Source organism: Leptobacterium flavescens (assembly GCF_010671605.1).
Taxonomy (GTDB): Bacteria; Bacteroidota; Bacteroidia; order Flavobacteriales; family Flavobacteriaceae; genus Leptobacterium; species Leptobacterium flavescens.
In genome coordinates this window covers 377177-393793 of sequence record NZ_JAABOO010000004.1, presented here as the reverse complement: position 1 = coordinate 393793, position 16617 = coordinate 377177, and the positions used below count along the sequence as shown (strand labels likewise).

Annotated in this window: 15 protein-coding genes; 11 read left to right on the top strand and 4 right to left on the bottom strand. The window is 39.1% G+C overall.

The features are described from left to right. Positions 1-277 precede the first annotated feature (277 nt). The 7 genes from GWK08_RS18120 to GWK08_RS19435 all read left to right on the top strand — a co-directional run bounded on the left by GWK08_RS18120 (position 278) and on the right by GWK08_RS19435 (position 7286). Positions 278-1306: a sensor histidine kinase gene (locus tag GWK08_RS18120; protein WP_163608657.1), complete on the top strand. Its 1029-nt coding sequence runs from the start codon at positions 278-280 to the stop codon at positions 1304-1306. Next, positions 1303-1980 carry a LytR/AlgR family response regulator transcription factor gene (locus GWK08_RS18115; RefSeq protein WP_163608656.1) on the top strand — a complete coding sequence of 226 codons (678 nt, stop codon included), beginning with the start codon at positions 1303-1305 and terminating at the stop codon, positions 1978-1980. The genes GWK08_RS18120 and GWK08_RS18115 overlap by 4 nt, the downstream gene beginning before the upstream one ends. Before the next feature lie 101 nt (positions 1981-2081). Next, positions 2082-2555 carry a nuclear transport factor 2 family protein gene (locus GWK08_RS18110; protein WP_239524953.1) on the top strand — a complete coding sequence of 158 codons (474 nt, stop codon included), beginning with the start codon at positions 2082-2084 and terminating at the stop codon, positions 2553-2555. Positions 2556-2574: 19 nt separating this feature from the next. After that, the gene (locus GWK08_RS18105) at positions 2575-3825 is read left to right on the top strand and encodes an alpha/beta hydrolase-fold protein (RefSeq protein WP_163608655.1); all 1251 of its coding nucleotides are present in this window, start codon (positions 2575-2577) and stop codon (positions 3823-3825) included. A gap of 270 nt (positions 3826-4095) precedes the next feature. Continuing rightward, positions 4096-5535, top strand: a complete 1440-nt coding sequence (gene nhaC, locus GWK08_RS18100; protein ID WP_163608654.1) for a Na+/H+ antiporter NhaC — start codon at positions 4096-4098, stop codon at positions 5533-5535. Between the two features lie 12 nt (positions 5536-5547). Next, on the top strand, positions 5548-6729 hold the full coding sequence (locus GWK08_RS18095; RefSeq protein WP_163608653.1) for a trans-sulfuration enzyme family protein: 1182 nt from the start codon (positions 5548-5550) through the stop codon (positions 6727-6729). A 407-nt stretch (positions 6730-7136) separates the two neighbouring features. Beyond that, a complete protein-coding gene (locus GWK08_RS19435) occupies positions 7137-7286 on the top strand; it encodes an AsnC family transcriptional regulator (protein ID WP_163608798.1) in 150 nt (49 codons plus the stop codon). 24 nt (positions 7287-7310) lie between these two features. Here GWK08_RS19435 and GWK08_RS18085 read toward each other — a convergent pair whose 3' ends face one another. Together GWK08_RS18085 and GWK08_RS18080 are read right to left on the bottom strand one after the other, a co-directional pair. Then, positions 7311-9638: a M20/M25/M40 family metallo-hydrolase gene (locus GWK08_RS18085; protein ID WP_163608652.1), complete on the bottom strand. Its 2328-nt coding sequence runs from the start codon at positions 9636-9638 to the stop codon at positions 7311-7313. A gap of 164 nt (positions 9639-9802) precedes the next feature. Beyond that, positions 9803-10699 (bottom strand): LytR/AlgR family response regulator transcription factor, encoded by an 897-nt coding sequence (locus GWK08_RS18080; RefSeq protein WP_163608651.1) that lies wholly within the window; start codon positions 10697-10699, stop codon positions 9803-9805. Positions 10700-10891: 192 nt separating this feature from the next. Here GWK08_RS18080 and GWK08_RS18075 point away from each other — a divergent pair, with 192 nt between their 5' ends. The 3 genes from GWK08_RS18075 (at position 10892) to GWK08_RS18065 (ending at position 12298) form a co-directional block, all read left to right on the top strand. Beyond that, on the top strand, positions 10892-11302 hold the full coding sequence (locus GWK08_RS18075; protein ID WP_239524952.1) for a response regulator transcription factor: 411 nt from the start codon (positions 10892-10894) through the stop codon (positions 11300-11302). A 108-nt stretch (positions 11303-11410) separates the two neighbouring features. Beyond that, complete coding sequence (locus GWK08_RS18070) at positions 11411-11947, top strand: DUF4199 domain-containing protein (protein WP_163608649.1); 537 nt, start codon at positions 11411-11413, stop codon at positions 11945-11947. A 9-nt stretch (positions 11948-11956) separates the two neighbouring features. Beyond that, complete coding sequence (locus GWK08_RS18065) at positions 11957-12298, top strand: DUF1801 domain-containing protein (RefSeq protein WP_163608648.1); 342 nt, start codon at positions 11957-11959, stop codon at positions 12296-12298. A gap of 9 nt (positions 12299-12307) precedes the next feature. On the opposite strand, the gene GWK08_RS18060 is transcribed toward GWK08_RS18065, so the two are convergent. Both GWK08_RS18060 and GWK08_RS18055 read right to left on the bottom strand, forming a co-directional pair. After that, entirely contained in the window at positions 12308-13021 is a 714-nt protein-coding gene (locus tag GWK08_RS18060) for a LytR/AlgR family response regulator transcription factor (protein WP_163608647.1), read from the bottom strand. After that, positions 13014-14021 carry a sensor histidine kinase gene (locus GWK08_RS18055; protein WP_163608646.1) on the bottom strand — a complete coding sequence of 336 codons (1008 nt, stop codon included), beginning with the start codon at positions 14019-14021 and terminating at the stop codon, positions 13014-13016. The genes GWK08_RS18060 and GWK08_RS18055 overlap by 8 nt, the downstream gene beginning before the upstream one ends. Before the next feature lie 216 nt (positions 14022-14237). Between GWK08_RS18055 and GWK08_RS18050 the strand changes: the two genes are divergently transcribed. Further along, entirely contained in the window at positions 14238-16610 is a 2373-nt protein-coding gene (locus GWK08_RS18050) for an outer membrane beta-barrel family protein (protein WP_163608645.1), read from the top strand. Positions 16611-16617 lie beyond the last annotated feature (7 nt).

Here is a 16617-nt window from a genome sequence, read left to right as displayed (position 1 = left end):
ATATATGGTAAAAAACGATAGATGTTATTTCAGCTCTGTCGAGTTTTCTGTTTAAAGGATCCACTAAATATTTGAGGATAATCAGATCCAATAAGCAAATGAACACGTTAAATTGTCGCTCGTTAGCACTACCTTTTAAGTATTTATTCATTCAAAGACTCCCGGTAGCCCTTTACAGATTAAAATTGTTGTTGTTATAGAAGAAATCCACCTTTACGGTTGTTTAATTTATGGTTAGATTTACAATCTGCTAATTATTTTAGCATCGCAACCCGGTATGGACAGATCTTATAAAAGACTTATAAAATACGAACCCCTTCTCCATATTCTTTTCTGGAGTGCGGCTCTTTTTTACCCTTATTTAAAATTTATCGGGATTGAAGGAGGCTACGATAGCACCATCTGGCATGCCCTTGTAGATATTGTCTTCTATGCCATTCCTGTTTATATCCTCTATTTTTGGTTTTTTCCACTGAAAAACAAAGGCAGGTTTATTCTTCCGGTGGTATTGATGTTTATTATCAATACTTTCCTCTATATGTATTTTGATAGCTTTTTCCACGAAGAAAACCCTTATCCTATCAATATAGTCTTGGTCAGAACCACAGTTATTAAAATATTAGGTTATCTGAGTTTCTCTCTGGCTTTCTTTGCTCTCTACTCTATTAAAGAACTTTTCAGGAAGCAGAAAGAAATAGATGAGATTGCCAATAAGGAACAGCAGGCACAGCTACGGCTTTTAAAAGGGCAGATAAATCCGCATTTTTTATTCAACACTCTTAACACCATTTACGCCAGTGCGCTGGACAAGGAAGAAAAAACACCGGATCTTATCCTGAAATTATCAGATAGCTTCCGTTATGTACTTCACGAGGGGCAAAAGAATAAGGTGGCCCTTAAAAAAGAGGTCCGTCATTTAAAAGACTACATCAATTTGCAGAAAGAACGATTATCCGATAAGGTCGAGGTAGACTGGAAAGAAGATATAGACAATTATGAACAGCAAATCCCTCCCCTACTGCTGATCTCTTTTGTAGAAAACGCTTTTAAGTACAGTAGTGTATTAACCGGCGCCGGGCACAGGATCATTATCAAAATAGTTCTGAAGGAAAAGGATTTTCGTTTTTACTGTGAGAATAGCTTTAAGGAGAATTATCATGACGAAATGGAAATAAACTGGAAAGAAAGCGGGATTGGTCTGCAGAACACCAGAAAAAGGCTTCAACTGCTGTTTCCTGGGAAGCATGAATTGAAGATTAATTCAGAGGATTATAAATTTAAGGTAGATCTAAGCATTCAATTATGATAAACTGTATTGTTTTAGAAGATGAAAAACCGGCACAGGAAGTACTTAAAAAGTATATAGACAAGACACCTTTCCTGAATTTTCAGGGATTGTACGAATCCGGATTACACATCCCTTTACAGGCCCTTAAGAGTGCCGAGCTTTTGTTTTTGGATATACAGTTGCCCGGAATTAACGGGCTCTCCTATCTTAAAACATTAAAAGATCCTCCTAAAGTAATTGTAACCACAGCCTATCCCGATTATGCGGTTGAGGCTTTTGAAGAGGAAGTGGTCGATTATCTCCTAAAACCTTTTTCCTATGAGCGTTTCTTTAAGGCTGTCGACAGGATCCGGAATCAGATTGCAACTAAAGAACAACATAGCAAAAATGTATTTGTTTACGCAGATAAGACCTTTTATAATATCCGTATAGATGATATCCTCTATCTCAAGGCCGAAGCCGACTATATCAATATTGTTACCGAAGAAAGAGATTTCCTGGTCCTGGATAGTTTAAGGAACTGGAAGGAAAAATTAAAAGGTTTTAATTTTCTTCAATGTCATCGCTCTTATATCGTTAATTTAGACAAGGTTTCCAAGGTATACGGGAATCAGATCTTTATGGGGAATGATCTTAAAGTTCCCATCGGAAAAACACATAAAGCACAGGTTATACAGTCCATCCGGTCTTAATAGTTTTATGGCATTCGCAGAGTTGCGATATCCCTTCGTAGATAAAACTTTTCTGTTCTCGCCACTCTCCCCAATTTAGCGGAAAACAAAACAACCTTATTATGAAACACTTCATTCCGATTCTGTTTTCCTTCTTTTTCGTGTACCCGCCAATGAATACCGGCAATCACAAACCTTCTGATCAGATAAAGCAGGAAGACTCTCTTAAAACCATGGTAGAAGCCTACTATCGTTTAAATATAAAGGTATTTCAAAAGAACTCTACCAAAGAAGATATCGATGCTATTTTCGAGTTATTTACCGACGATTTTGAGTACAATCACCCAAAATACGGGGGCTTGTATACCAGGGATGTCCTGTACCGTGGCTACGTCAACAATCAGAAAAATGGCGGCTACGATGGGAGTGTTAAGGATGTGAGAGTTGAGAACATGATCATCGGTCTGAATTGTGTAGCGGTTTCCCGAAGGTATATCACCGGCAATGCCCGTGGTGAAACTGAAGAAGGGGAGCTCCAGATGACACTCTTTGAGTTTAGAGACGGGAAGATCTCCCGCATTATGGAATATTGGTAAAAAAACTAAACAGGCTCTTATGAAAAATATATATCTGTTCGTTTTTGTGTACTGCTCTTTCCTCTCTCTATGCATGAGCCAGGGTAAGAGTTCAACAGCGAGTTTAATTTCAGGAACAAGTATTAATTCGGAGTATCTGGGTGAAGAAATCCTGATTGATATCTATGTTCCTCCTTCTTACGAGGCTTCCGGTGCCAAAAACTACCCGGTTATGTATATTATGGACGGCCAGGAATATTTCCTCCACCCGGTTGCCTATCAGGAGATGCTGCGCTTTAAGGACAAATCGCCTGATTTTATCGTGGTAGGGATCCGGTCTGACAGGAAGATCAGAAGAAAATGGTATGCAGAAAGATCGGAGGCTTTTATCAATTTTCTGCAGTCAGAAATGATCGTATATATTGATAAGAACTACAGAACCCTGAAAAACAGCGAACGCCTCTACTTCGGCTGGGAAATGGCCGGAGGGATGGCACTGAAGGTCTTTATGGAAACTCCTGCCCTCTTCAACGCTTTTCTTATAGCAAGTCCGACCGGAGTAAACAATAAAGGTTTAGCAGATTTTAAAGCTGCCCTTGCTCAAAAAGACACGTTAAAAAGCTTTTTCTATTTTACAAAAGCTCCTGACGAGACATATTCTGAAAGGGCATTTAACGAGCTGGCCACTGCTTTTAAGAATGCGCCAGTATCAGGTTTGGACTGGAAGCTGGATGATCTGGAAGGAGAAGATCACTACACTACCCCGGCAAAAACCATTCATAACGGACTTCAAATATATTTCAGGGATTATAACACTTTGCGTTTTTTCTCCTTAAAGGAATACGACGGTTTTGGCGACCTCAACGCTATTAAAGCCTATTATCAAAAAAGAGGCGAGCGCTATGATGTATCTCCCGAAGTTCATAAGACCACCCGGCATTTTCTCCTGCTTCACGCGATGAATGAAGACAATTATGTGCGATTCAAGCAGTATTTAAATGAATTTAAAGGTCATTTTAACGGCGGAGGATTGGATGTCTGGCCGGGAAGGTTTTCACGTTACTGCATGCAAAAGAAAGATTTTGAATCTGCATGGTACATCCTGAACAAAGGCCTGAAAGCTTTCCCCGAATCGGCAGACGTTCATTATACCGTTGGGGACTACTACAAAACAACCGGAAACGACGAACAGGCCAGATATCATTATCATAAAGCGGTAGAATATGCCAGAAAAAACAGGGATCCAAAGCTTAAAGAATACGAAAGCAGCTTAAAACAAATGAAGAAATGATAAATGTTGAATGTTGATTGTTGATTGTTGATTGTTGATTGTTGATTGTTGATTGTTGAATTTAGTTTTAAAAATACCTTTTACTCTGTTCTTAATATTTTATATCAACACCCCTCTTGTTTTCTCCCCTCCAGGGGAGAACGAAATCCTCAAGGGGACAATACCTGAACCATCAACTAACAACCAACAACTAATCGCTAACAACCAACAACCAAAAAATTAAAATAACTATCCTTATATTTATCATTCAACCGTAAACCACTCTGCTATTTGAAACATTCCGATCTGAAGACCTATCAGCTGTTGCTCCCCGTATTTTTTCTATTTGTACTTATAAGCTTTGGTCTGGTCATCGGCCCGGTTTATTTTGATCTCAAACCGTTTCCCCTGGAGGTCATATTTCTGTTGGCTGCTGTTTTTTCAGCTACCCAGTTAATGATCCTCGGTTACAAATGGCATCAGGTTCAAAATGCTATCGTAAAGAAAATAGCAGAGGGCTTTCCCATCATCCTTATTTTCTTTTCTATTGGTATCTTAATTGGTTCCTGGATGATCTCGGGTACTATCCCCATGCTGGTTTACTACGGTATTAAACTTATCAATCCCAGCTATATTTATGTAATAGCTTTTATTGTGCCTATAATTTTTTCCCTGCTCACAGGTACTTCCTGGGGTTCTATAGCCACCATCGGAGTGGTTATTATCGGGGTTGCATCCCTGGCAGGAGTTGATCTGGGAATTACTGCAGGAGCTATTGTAGGAGGTGCCTATTTTGGCGATAAAATGTCGCCTCTCTCAGATACCACCAACCTGGCATCGGCTGCTACAGGAGTAGAATTATACAGTCATATCCATTCCATGATGTATACCACCCTCCCGTCTGCACTTATTGCCTCCATTATCTTTTTCTCCCTGTCTTTTGTTTACCCTCCCGCTACCGAGGTAAACAGTGCTCTAATGTCTGAGGAAACCCTTACTTCCATAAATAAGCTGTTTAATTTTAACCTTTTGCTGATCATTCCGCCGCTTATTGTACTCTACGGTTCCATCAAGCGAAAACCTACGGTTCCGGTTATGTTGCTCTCGGCTTTTTCAGCTTGTTTTTTAGCACTTATCTTTCAGGGCTATTCCCTTCAGGATCTTGTACAAACCCTGTTAAAAGGATATAATGTAAACATGGCCGTCTGGGAAAGTTCGGTACCCGAAAATGTTGCCGTTCTATTTAACAGAGGAGGTTTATACGCACTTAACGAAGCTATCTTTTTTACCTTTATGGTGTTTATATTTATTGGCATCCTCGATATGGTCAAGGCAATGCCAACGCTGGTAAACATCGTATTTAAAGGAGTTAGGAAAAGATGGGCTCTGATCATTTCTTCCCTGATCGCCACAGCCGTTACCAATGCCTTTACTTCCAATCAGAGTGCCACCAGTTTTATTATTGGTGATGCGTTCAGATCGGCTTATGATAAACTCAAAGTACCCCGAAAAGTTCTGTCGAGATCCATAGAAGATTACGGAACCATGATAGAGACCCTGATACCCTGGACCGCCTCCACCCTGTTTGTGGTTGCTACCCTCGGGGTAAGTTATGCCGATTACTGGCACTGGCAGTTGCTGTCTATCTTAAATATTCTCGTTGCTCCCCTCCTGGCCATTACCGGTATTGGTTGTTTTTACGGAGAACAGAAGAAAACTAAAAATGCATAAACTCATTTGAAAATGAAAGATCTGAATATAGAAACCTTATTGACTCATGACGGCAAGGTAGCACATAGCAAAGGGGCAGTGGTACCTCCCATTTATCAGAACTCTCTGTTTACTATGGAAAGCTGGGATGCTATCGATAAAACTTTCGATGACAGGGTAAACAGTTATATCTATTCGCGTGGAAATAATCCCTCAGCCCGGATTGTAGAAGAAAAACTTGCGGAGATCTGCGGAGGGGAATCTGCTAAACTCTTTGCTTCGGGAATGGGAGCTATAAGTGCTGCTATTCTGTCCTGTATCAAAAAAGGGAGTCATATAATTACCGTGAAAAATATTTACGGCCCCGCCAATAACTTATTGCAGAATTATTTCAAACCGAAATTCGATATCGATATCACTTATATATCCGGGACCAATATTACAGAATTTGAAGATGCCATCCGGGCAGACACTTCCCTGATCTACCTGGAAAGCCCTTCCTCTGTGGTCTTCAGCTTACAGGATATTGAAACCGTGGTAAAACTGGCCAAACCCAGAGGCATTAAGACCATTATCGATAACACCTGGGCTTCACCCGTTTTTCAGAAACCCCTGAGTTTTGGGGTGGATCTGGAAATACACTCCTGTTCAAAATACATAGGCGGTCACAGCGATGTGGTTGCCGGAGTGGTGATTGGTTCTCAGGCCGGTATCGACAGTATTTTCACTAAAGAATTTGAATTGCTGGGAGCTAAAATAGCTCCGTTTGAGGCCTGGTTATTATTGCGCAGCCTGAGAACCCTGAAAATCAGGATGGACCAGCATCAAAAAAGTGCCCTGGAGGTCGCCCGCTTCCTGGAAGATCATCCAAAGATTGAGAAAGTATATTATCCGGGCCTGGAGAGTTTTCCTCAATATGAACTGGGTAAAAAACAGATGTCCGGTTTTAGTGGTTTGATGAGTTTTCAGCTAAAAACAAGCGATCTGGAAAAAATAAAAAAGTTCTTTAACAGCCTTTCCCTCTTTCAGATCGGGGTAAGCTGGGGCGGTCATGAGAGCCTTATCTATGCTCCGGCTATCAGTTATCTGAAAGAATTGACCGAAGAGCAATTTGCCGGGATGGGTATTCACCTGGGAGATATGAGGATTTCTGTCGGACTCGAAGCTGCTGAAGACCTCATAAGCGATTTGGATAAATGCTTAAAATTGACTTAATAGTCCCTTTATCTATTCTTCCCCGGGCCTTGCTCAAAAAGCAACAGGAAATTTAAAGGCGGATATCTCCAAAATCTAAACAGCATAATCTATCACATTCTTAGAATATAGTAGAATCAAAAACTCCGCCGGGTGGCGGAGTTTTCTTCGCTAATTCAAATAATTCAATCGAACCGTTTAATGTTGATATCCTTATTCGATCCTTCAGGGTATTTCTACCCTCTAATATTTTTCTGTTTGTCGGTATTTAGTTTTAATCTTCCCTATCTCAGGGATTTATATTTCTCCCGCATTAAATTTTAACACTTCAAAGTTACCGGAGTTTGATCAAAATAAAAATTAGCAAATAACGTATCCTTAATTATCTAACTTATTTTTGATTATTTGTAATATATAAAACCTAATAAATAAGGATTGATGATTTAAGCTGGAAAATTATGGAAGCTTTGCAAAAAAATTCCAGAGTAACTTTAAAGGAAATCGCACAGATCGTCGGGCTTATCTATAATCCGGAACTTAAACCAACAGAACTTTTAAAAAAAGAACCACGCTTTTAGGCATGGCTCTTTTTTTAGTTTGTTTTATTTAACAGGGATTGATTTCTTCACAATTATTCCATCATTCAATCTAAAAGCCATAGGAATGGAGTTTTTTGGCCTTGGAAGAACAGAAAATTGTGGGTTCTCTAACAAATCATAGGATGATTCATAAAGTGTCATCTCCACATTATCATTTTTCTTCGGGATCTCTAATTCCAATACTACACTATTGTTATTACTCATAATATGAGAAAGTAACCTCCCTCTATGATTTTTTAAATGATCTTCTGAAAAGGGTACTCCATTAACACTGGCTCTGTAAATTTTCAGATCCCTGTTTATAAAAAGGTCCTGTCTGTTTACATTTCGTTGCGAGCTTATATTTATTTTCAGCAATCTTTTCTCCTCTATAAGAGTATCCTTTTCTATTTCTATAATTGGAGGGAGGATATTTTTAAAAGGAGCATCCGACATATAATTAAGGATTTCGGGGCCGTATCTTCCTATAACGGATTCAGGGTCCATAGTCCTTCTATCTTTGATCTGATCGCCCATGTTTTGAGTAACCCAATCATCTAATTGAGTATCATAGGTTCCCCATATTGCTCTTTCCTGATCTGCATCCAGAATATATACTAAACTATTCGGCTTAGCCCTGTCGGTTGTGTTAAATCCGGATTTGAAGTGTGCTCCAATGAAAAAAACCAGAGAAATTACAAACGCTATCGTTCCTATTAGTTTTTGCCGTTTAAAATATCCAAAAACAGGCAAACTTATTCCAAAGATCAGAGCCGTAAAAAGAGTTGTTGATACCATCATACGTAAACCCAGGGCAACAGGAAACATTTTTAAGAAAGGGGTAAGAATGAGCAAGCCCGGAACAATACATAAAAACAATAACAGTTTATTCGGTTTTTCCTGATGTATAAGTATATAAAATGCTATGAGTGTTATTATAACGGGGATAATAAAATAGGCAGCACCTTTCAAATATAATCCAACCAAAGTATTAATAATCAACCATATTAATACGGGAGCCACAAGTAGATTTTCTGTCGTTATATGTTTAAAGCGGCCATACGTCCAGAAACAAACAGACAGGCAAAGAGCTACAAATGCCCCAATGTACAAGTAACCGTTATAGGTAAAGCCCTGCCTAAAATCATTGTAATGCGGGTAAATTCCGGTAAGTATTCCCCAGCCAAAATATCCGATTACGGTACATATAATTAACGAGATAAGAAGCGGAATGAACCCAAGAAATAGTTTGGAAAATACCAGTTTCTTCATTTTGAGACCATATCCAACCAAAAAGAAAAATAACACAAATGCCAGGATCAGTAAAGGAAATATCCATGAAAAAGGATAATAGATCAGTTTTAAAACCGGAAGATTAAAAAAGATATAATCTTCTTTGTTTTTTAGCTCAGACAGGTTTGCTTCACTAAAATAGCTTATAAGAGGCATCAGATATGTTCCCTGATGTTCTAAGCTTGTTCTGTCTAAACGATCGTAACTATCAAAAGCAGTATGATAATCGAAATGATCATCAATAAATGCAAAATTGAAACCTTCAATATCCCCATTTTCCCTAAAAACGGTAAGGTCGGTATCATTTGGAAGCATTTTATAAATACTGTAAGTCAGGGAGTTTGCGACAGGATATTTCGGATTGGCCCTGGAAAAATGCTTTATAAGCTCCTTATTTCCATCATTGGTTTCCATTAGCGTATAGCTCGGTCCTCCGCTTCCCCTTGCTTCGAAATTAATAACCAAACCAATATTTTTGGCCCAGGGATGTTCATCTACAAATAATTGTGCTCCTTTCAATCCCAGCTCTTCAGCATCACTGAATAAGATAATAATATCATTTTTCGGTTGCTTTCCTCTGGCCAAAAAAGCTCTCACAGATTCCAGAATAGTTACCACGCCGTTCCCATCATCACTGGCACCTAAAGATGTGCTTGCTCCGCTGTCATAATGACTTAAAAGCAGTAATGCTTTTCCCTTCTCTCTCCCCTCTATACGGGCCAGAATATTAATAGACTTATTAAAAACCCCTCTTGCGTTTATATTATATCCCTCTTGTGTGTGGGCTTTAAGTCCTAATTCGTTTAACTGATCGATGAGATACTCTCCGACCTCAGCATGAGCTTCAGATCCTACATAATGAGGTTTTTCAGAAATTATTTTAAGATGCTTCAAGGCCCTTTCAGTGGAAAACTCGGTTGTATCGGTATCCAGTTTACTGTAGCTCTGTGGCATTGAAGTATAATAATTCCAATATAGTATGCCCGCTATGGCAAGTAAGGAAAAAATTGTTGAGTTTTTCTTTATCAAGGAAGACACTTCCTTTAATCTGTTTAACATATTTAAAAGTTTATCAAGTTTTAATTTGGCAAAAGTCCTGAAGTGGATTAAAAATGAAAAACAAAGAATATTAACTAAGGCTAAAATGGCGACGAATCGGTTGAAAAAGCAGATTAATGAGAGGTATTTCTATGTTAATTTGAGCCTGAATAGGTATTAACAGCTTAATGTTCCTCTAACCAAAGTCGAAAATCCGAAGTTTTACTGGAACTTGTCATCATCTTCTCCGACACACCTTTCATCTGCAGTAAAAGTCTGTTTTTAAAATGATTCTCAATATTTACTATATGATCAATATTAATGATCTGACTTCTGTTGATCCTGAAAAAGTCTTTCGGATCTAAAGTCTCCAGTACCTTACTGATATTTTGAGAAAATAAATGTACTTTCCCCTCGACATCTATCAGCTTGCAAGAATCGCCCATAGCCTCCACCACACTTAAATTTGATGAATCCAGTAATAGTAGTCCGGTTGTTTTTTTAATTACAAAGCGTTTTTTGTAGTCTCTTTTTTTGGAAAATACTGTTTGTTTGATGCTTTTAAATAAGTCGAGATTTTTAAATAATAATTCAGAGTTTACCTGTGCCTGACTTAATTCGTCTTCATTTTTCTTTTGCAATTCCCGCAGGTTCCCGATAAGTATTTCGTTTTCAAAATGTTTTTTAGCCAAAAGAATCCCCAGAGGGAGACCTACACCATCTACAGCAGCATCCAGGCTCTTAAGAATGGCATTGGGGAACAGAGGGTAATTTTTAATGCTAATGTATTCCATCCAATACAGAAGAGATAGATATAAATAACCAAAAACGATCAGACTGGTAATTGTAAGGATAAAGAACAAAATATAGTTTTGACTTTTAACTATATATTTCGGAATAAGCCAAAGATAAAAGATCCCTACCAGTGGGATTGTAGTAACCAGATAAGGAAGAGGGCCCAGTACGATTTTCCCTATACTATGACCGCCATAGGTATTATTGACAACAATAACGATAACAGAGAGTATAAAATACAATCCTAATACCTGATAGTCCGACCTCTTTAATCCGTTATTTTTCATGTTCAAAAATAAATAAATTAGGGTGAAATCGTAAACAATCCCCAAACTGAAAATTTGCAGGCAACTTAAAATTTCCCTTTTATTTTTTCAGCTTCACAGCTAAAAAAAGACCAGGAGTTTGGTATGGTAATCAAAAATGTCATGAAACAATTTCTATTTGTAATTTTGCAATACCATCTTTGTAACTATCAAATGAATTTAAGAGCAATAAACAGTAGAAAATTATTGATCGGCCTTACGCTGATGATCGTTATCTGTGTACTCATCTTTAACGTCTTTTATTTTTCGGCTTATTACGGCTTTGTTCAGGTTAACTATATCAATTCAATTCTTCTGATACCATTCGTAGCCCTGATATTCTCCTTTGGTATGTTGTTGGGGAATTCTGCAAAATCTGAAACTGCAATTTCAGATCAGGCTTTTGAGCTTACCGAAAGGGAAAGGGAAATTGCCCATCTGATCCTGAGCGGTAAAAAGAACAAGGATATTGCAGCTCTGCTCTTTATTGAGTTATCAACGGTAAAATCGCATATCAATAATATTTACAAAAAGACAGAGGTTAAAAACCGAAGGGAATTAACAGAAAAACTAAAAGATCAATAAACTGAAGAACAATCTGTTAATCAATTTCCACCCTTTTTTCCACCCCCCTCTTTTGCGATAGTTTCCGGACAAATAGAGAATTTTGTCAAAACATTTAAATCCATTCAGATGAAAAACAGATTAACCTTCCCCCTCCTTGTCGGTTTGGGGATAGCACTTTCAGGAACTGTACTGATGTTGTTACTTCTCGCTTTAGGCCTGGTAGGACCGCAAGCTGTAGAAAGCGATAAACTTATGTACGGGGGTACTGTCTTATTTATTTCCCTTTACGTATTTATCCTTATCGGTTTATTTATCAGCCTGAAAAGAAGGAAAAAACAAAACGGAGACGTCCTGACTTTTGCAGAAGCCATGAAGACCGGCTTAGTAACAAGTTTATCTGCTGCAGTATTCAGTGTACTTTTTACGATCATCTTTTACGAGCTGATCTACCCCTCCTACAACCCGGAAATGACAGAAGTAATTACTGCCAAGATGGAAGCCCTGCAACTCAGCACGGAAGAAATAAGGGAAAAAGTAGAAGAGCAGACAAAGTATTACAGTACCTCGGTTCAGGCTAAATTTTCCTTTGTCGGCAACCTTATCACAGGACTGGCTTTTTCTGTATTGATAAGCCTGTTCTTAAAAACCAGGAAAAACGCTTAAAATTATCATATGGACAAGAATAAGGAAGTAACAGAATTCATTAAAAACGCAGAAAAGGAACAGCAGAATCTGCTCACTGTTTTAAGAGATCTGATCATAAAAGCAGTTCCCGAAGCCAGGGAACAATTTAAATGGAGCAGGCCTGTTTATGCGACAGATAAGGATTTTTGCTATTTAAAAACGGCAAAAAATCACATCAATCTGGGATTCTTCAACTTTGAGAAAGTCGAAGACCCGGAAGGATTCCTGGGAGGAACAGGAAAACAGATGAGGCATATCAAGATCTCAACAAAAGAGGACATAAAAGCCGAAGTGTTTACTAAAATGCTTCAGCAAGCTGCAGTCTTTTGATCTTCAGATTCAGGAAAGGTCATTAAGATAGTTCTCATGAAAGAAGTCTTTAAAGGCCCTTCCTATAGGTATGACCTTATCCTCAATAAAAACCTGGTTTCCGGAAACCTTGGTAATCTTTTCAGTATTGATAATATAGGACTTGTGCACCTGGCAAAAATCGGCATTCAGCAGAGCTTCGCTCCATGTTTTGAGTGAATAGGAAGCCAGGTGTTTTTTGGTAAGCATATGGATCTCCGTATAATCCGATTCCGATTTGATAAACAGGATATCCTTCAGAGCGATCTTTAAATGTTCATGCCCCGATTTGATAAAAATATAATCCTTGGCCTTAGTATCGGTAGACTCTGTTATGTTTTTTAAAGTTCCCGGATTATGGCTCGTTACTTTGGTTACGGCTTTTAGAAAGCGCTGAAAAGAAAAGGGTTTTAGCAGGTAATCCACAATATTGAGTTCATACCCCTGTAAGGCGTAATCGGAAAAGGCAGTAGTTAAAATGATCTGGTGTTTTTCCGGAAGGATCTCCAGGAAATCTATCCCCGATATCTTGGGCAAATGCACATCCAGGAAAATAACATCAATAGGGTTATTTTTAAGATATTCGAAGGCTACCAGCGGATCGGCAAACGTAGCTTTCAGCTCCAGTATTTCCACATCGGCAATATACTTTTGCAGAATTCTCTGGGCCGGTGCCTGATCTTCTATGATAACACAACTAATCATTGACAGACTCATTTAAGTTAAGCTCAAGATAAACCCTGTAAATATCATCTTTCTGACTGATATCTAAGGAATAGGCATCCTTATACAGCAAATTCAGGCGTTTTTTTACGTTTTCAAGCCCGATCCCATGCGAAAGATTATCGGTATTCGTATTTGGTAAAAAGCTGTTCTCACAAAGGAATTTCAGTACTCCGTCATCGTTTACTTTGATACAGATCCTGATATTGATGTTTTCTGACTGACTCGCCGTACTGTGTTTAAAAGCATTCTCTACAAAAACGATCAGTATCAGGGGAGCGATCCTGAACGCCTGCGAACCGTTCTTTACATTAAACTGAATATCACCCCGCTGTTCTATCTGCAATTCATTCAGGGCAGTAAAGTGCTTCAGATGCTCTATTTCTTTCTGCAGGGGAACAAAAGGCTCCCTGCAATCGTATAGCATATATCTCAGTACCGACGACAGCTCCAGGATAATGGAAGGGGTTTTAGGCGAACTCTCTATGGCATAAGAATAAAGATTGTTCAGATTGTTAAACAGAAAATGCGGATTGATCTGCGATTTCAGGAATTGCAGTTCACTCTCCTGCACCATCTGCTTTAAATTATCCAGTTCTCTCTGTTTCTTCAGGGCATCCCAGCCAAACTTAAACCCGACAAAAACCGCAATCACAGGTAATATGTCTATCAGGGTATAAAGAACAGAAACATACTGCCCCCTGGTGTTCGGGAAAAAGATCTGCTCCACCACAAACTCTTCAACAATAAAAGCGACGGCTATGGCGATCAGCAAGCCTAAAAAGAAATGATAGTATTTCTTCTTATACAGGTATGCAGGTAGTAGATGATACCCTATAAATAAAGAAACGATCAGGTAGTTGGAGAAAAAAGCAATATCCGACCAATGAACACTCGGCCTTCTCTTGTCGAAGGTCAGGAAGGTAAACAGCACAAGGCTTAACAGCCCCTGAAATAATATTTCTTTGTGAAATTGCTTCAAATCAGATCGGTTCTAAATTCAATAGTTAAGCAAAACTAAAGATTATATCCTATCAAATACCCATAAAAACGCATTCGGCAGTTTTTACCGGGCCAACGACATTTTCCCTCCTCTCAACAGCTTTTGGGCGTTCGCGGTAAAACTTTTGACGTTTGCGGATTCTTTTTTTTAAACAAAGAGATAGAAAACAAATTTGTGGTATTAAAATACTTAAAAATGAATATCAGACCTATCCTTTTTATCTTATTGTTTTCCTTACTGTCGGCAGGAACCGTTAAAGCACAGCAGCGTTACGAGATCTCCGGGAGAGTACTGGAAAAGCAAAGTAAACAACCCATTGAATTTGCCACTGTACTGATCGGTGACAAGGAAAGCCAGAAAGCCATCACCGGAATTACCACCACTCAGGACGGAACATTTTCAATCGAGATAGATAGGGGGAATTTTTATATCGAAATAAGTTTTATAGGTTTTGAAACAGTCAAGGTTGAAGAAATTGACAGCAGTAAATCCAGGATCGATCTGGGAGACATTCTGCTTGAAGAAAACGTACAAAACCTGGACGAGGTTACGGTGGTTACCGAAAAATCGCAGACACAGTTCAAACTGGACAAAAGAATATTCAATGTAGGGAAAGACCTGAGCAGCAGCGGAGCCAGTGCCCTGGAAGTACTTAACAATGTTCCTTCGGTAAACGTTAATATTGAAGGACAGATAAGCTTAAGAGGAAGTCAGGGCGTGCAGATCCTGATTAACGGTAAGCCTTCTGTTCTGGCTAATGACGGAGGAAATGCCCTGGGTACCATTACCGCAGATATTATCGATCGTATAGAAGTAATTACCAATCCGTCTGCCAAATACGATGCGGAAGGGACTTCCGGGATCATCAATATTGTACTTAAAAAAGAGGAGCGCCGGGGCCTGAACGGATCGGTAACCCTGAATACAGGAGTTCCCAATAACCACAGTCTGGGTCTGAGCCTGAATAAGCGTACGGAAAAATTCAACCTCTTCAGTCAGCTGGGGATAGGAAGAAGGACTTTTCCTGAAGATACAGAGACCATCAACAGAGATCTTGTTAACAATACTTTTCTAAGTGCTTTTGGTGAAGAGGAGAAAAACGAGACTTTTTACAACCTCATCCTTGGAGTTGATTATCTGATCAACGATAGCAATATTATTACTCTTTCCGGGAACTATGCCTTTGAAGAAGAGAGTGAAAGCTCGGAAAATAATTATAGTTTTTCTGAAAATGATGTTTTGAGCCAGCAATGGACCCGTCGTGAAAGCACGGAGGCCACCAACCCTAAATGGCAATACGAGCTTCAGTACAAAAGAGATTTCAAAAGGCATGAAGATCAGGATCTCCTGTTCAGTGCCCTGGGATCTTTCTTCGGAAAGGATCAGTCCTCTCTTTTTCAGGATATGACCACTTTTGGGATCAGAGAGGATTTCATGCAACAAACCCGAACCGATTTTAAGGAAGCCCGCTATACTTTTAAATTGGATTACACCCATCCGTTTGCTGAAAAATACACTATAGAGACCGGAGCACAATACGTCCTTAACGATGTTTCCAACGATTATGAGGTAAGCGATTTTATAAACGGAGGCTTTGTGGCAAACCCCGATTTCACCAATATATTCGATTTCAATCAGAATGTGTTGGGGGTTTATACTACTGCGGCTTACGAAGCAGATAAGTGGGGAATAAAAGCAGGGCTTCGCCTTGAAAACACCGATCTTAAGACTTTGTTACGTACTACCAATGCACGAAACAATCAGAATTACACCAATCTTTTTCCCAGTATACACACCTCATATAAGCTAACCGAAGATCTTTCGGTGCAGGCAGGTTATTCCAGAAGGATATACAGACCACGGTTATGGGACCTCAACCCTTTCTTTACCATCAGGGACAATTTTAATATTTCTACCGGAAACCCCAATCTGGACCCGGAGTTTACGGATTCCTATGAAATAACCACCATCTATAAACTAAGAAACGCATCCCTTAATTTTGGGGTATACCACCGCTACACCACAGATGTTATTGAAGACGTCATTACTTTTCTGGATAATGTAAGCACACGTATGCCCCTTAATATCGGGACCAATAATACGACCGGAGTTGAGTTCAACGCCAAATACACCCCTGTAAACTGGGCTACAATTACGACAGACTTCAACTATAACTACTTTAAAAGGGAAGGAGACTTTCAGAATACATCCTTTGATTTTGAAGGAGACCGGTGGAGTTCCCGAATGACCGCCAAATTTAAGCTCCCGGCACAGATAGACCTTGAGGTTTCCGGAAATTATCGTTCGCGTTTTATCACTTTTCAGAGTGAAGTAAACGATAACATCTTCGCTAATCTGGGAGTGCGGAAAAAAATATTCAAAGGGAAGGCCATTTTAAACTTAAGTGTCAGAGATGTCTTTGCTTCCCGTGTATTCCTGAATGAGACTTCACAACCTAACTTTTTCCTTCGTAGCAGAGGGCAAAGAGGGCGATTCGTAACCTTCGGGATCAGCTATGGCTTCGGAAAAGGAGAAGCCATGGAATTCTCCGGACAAAAGAGATTTTAAATAAGTA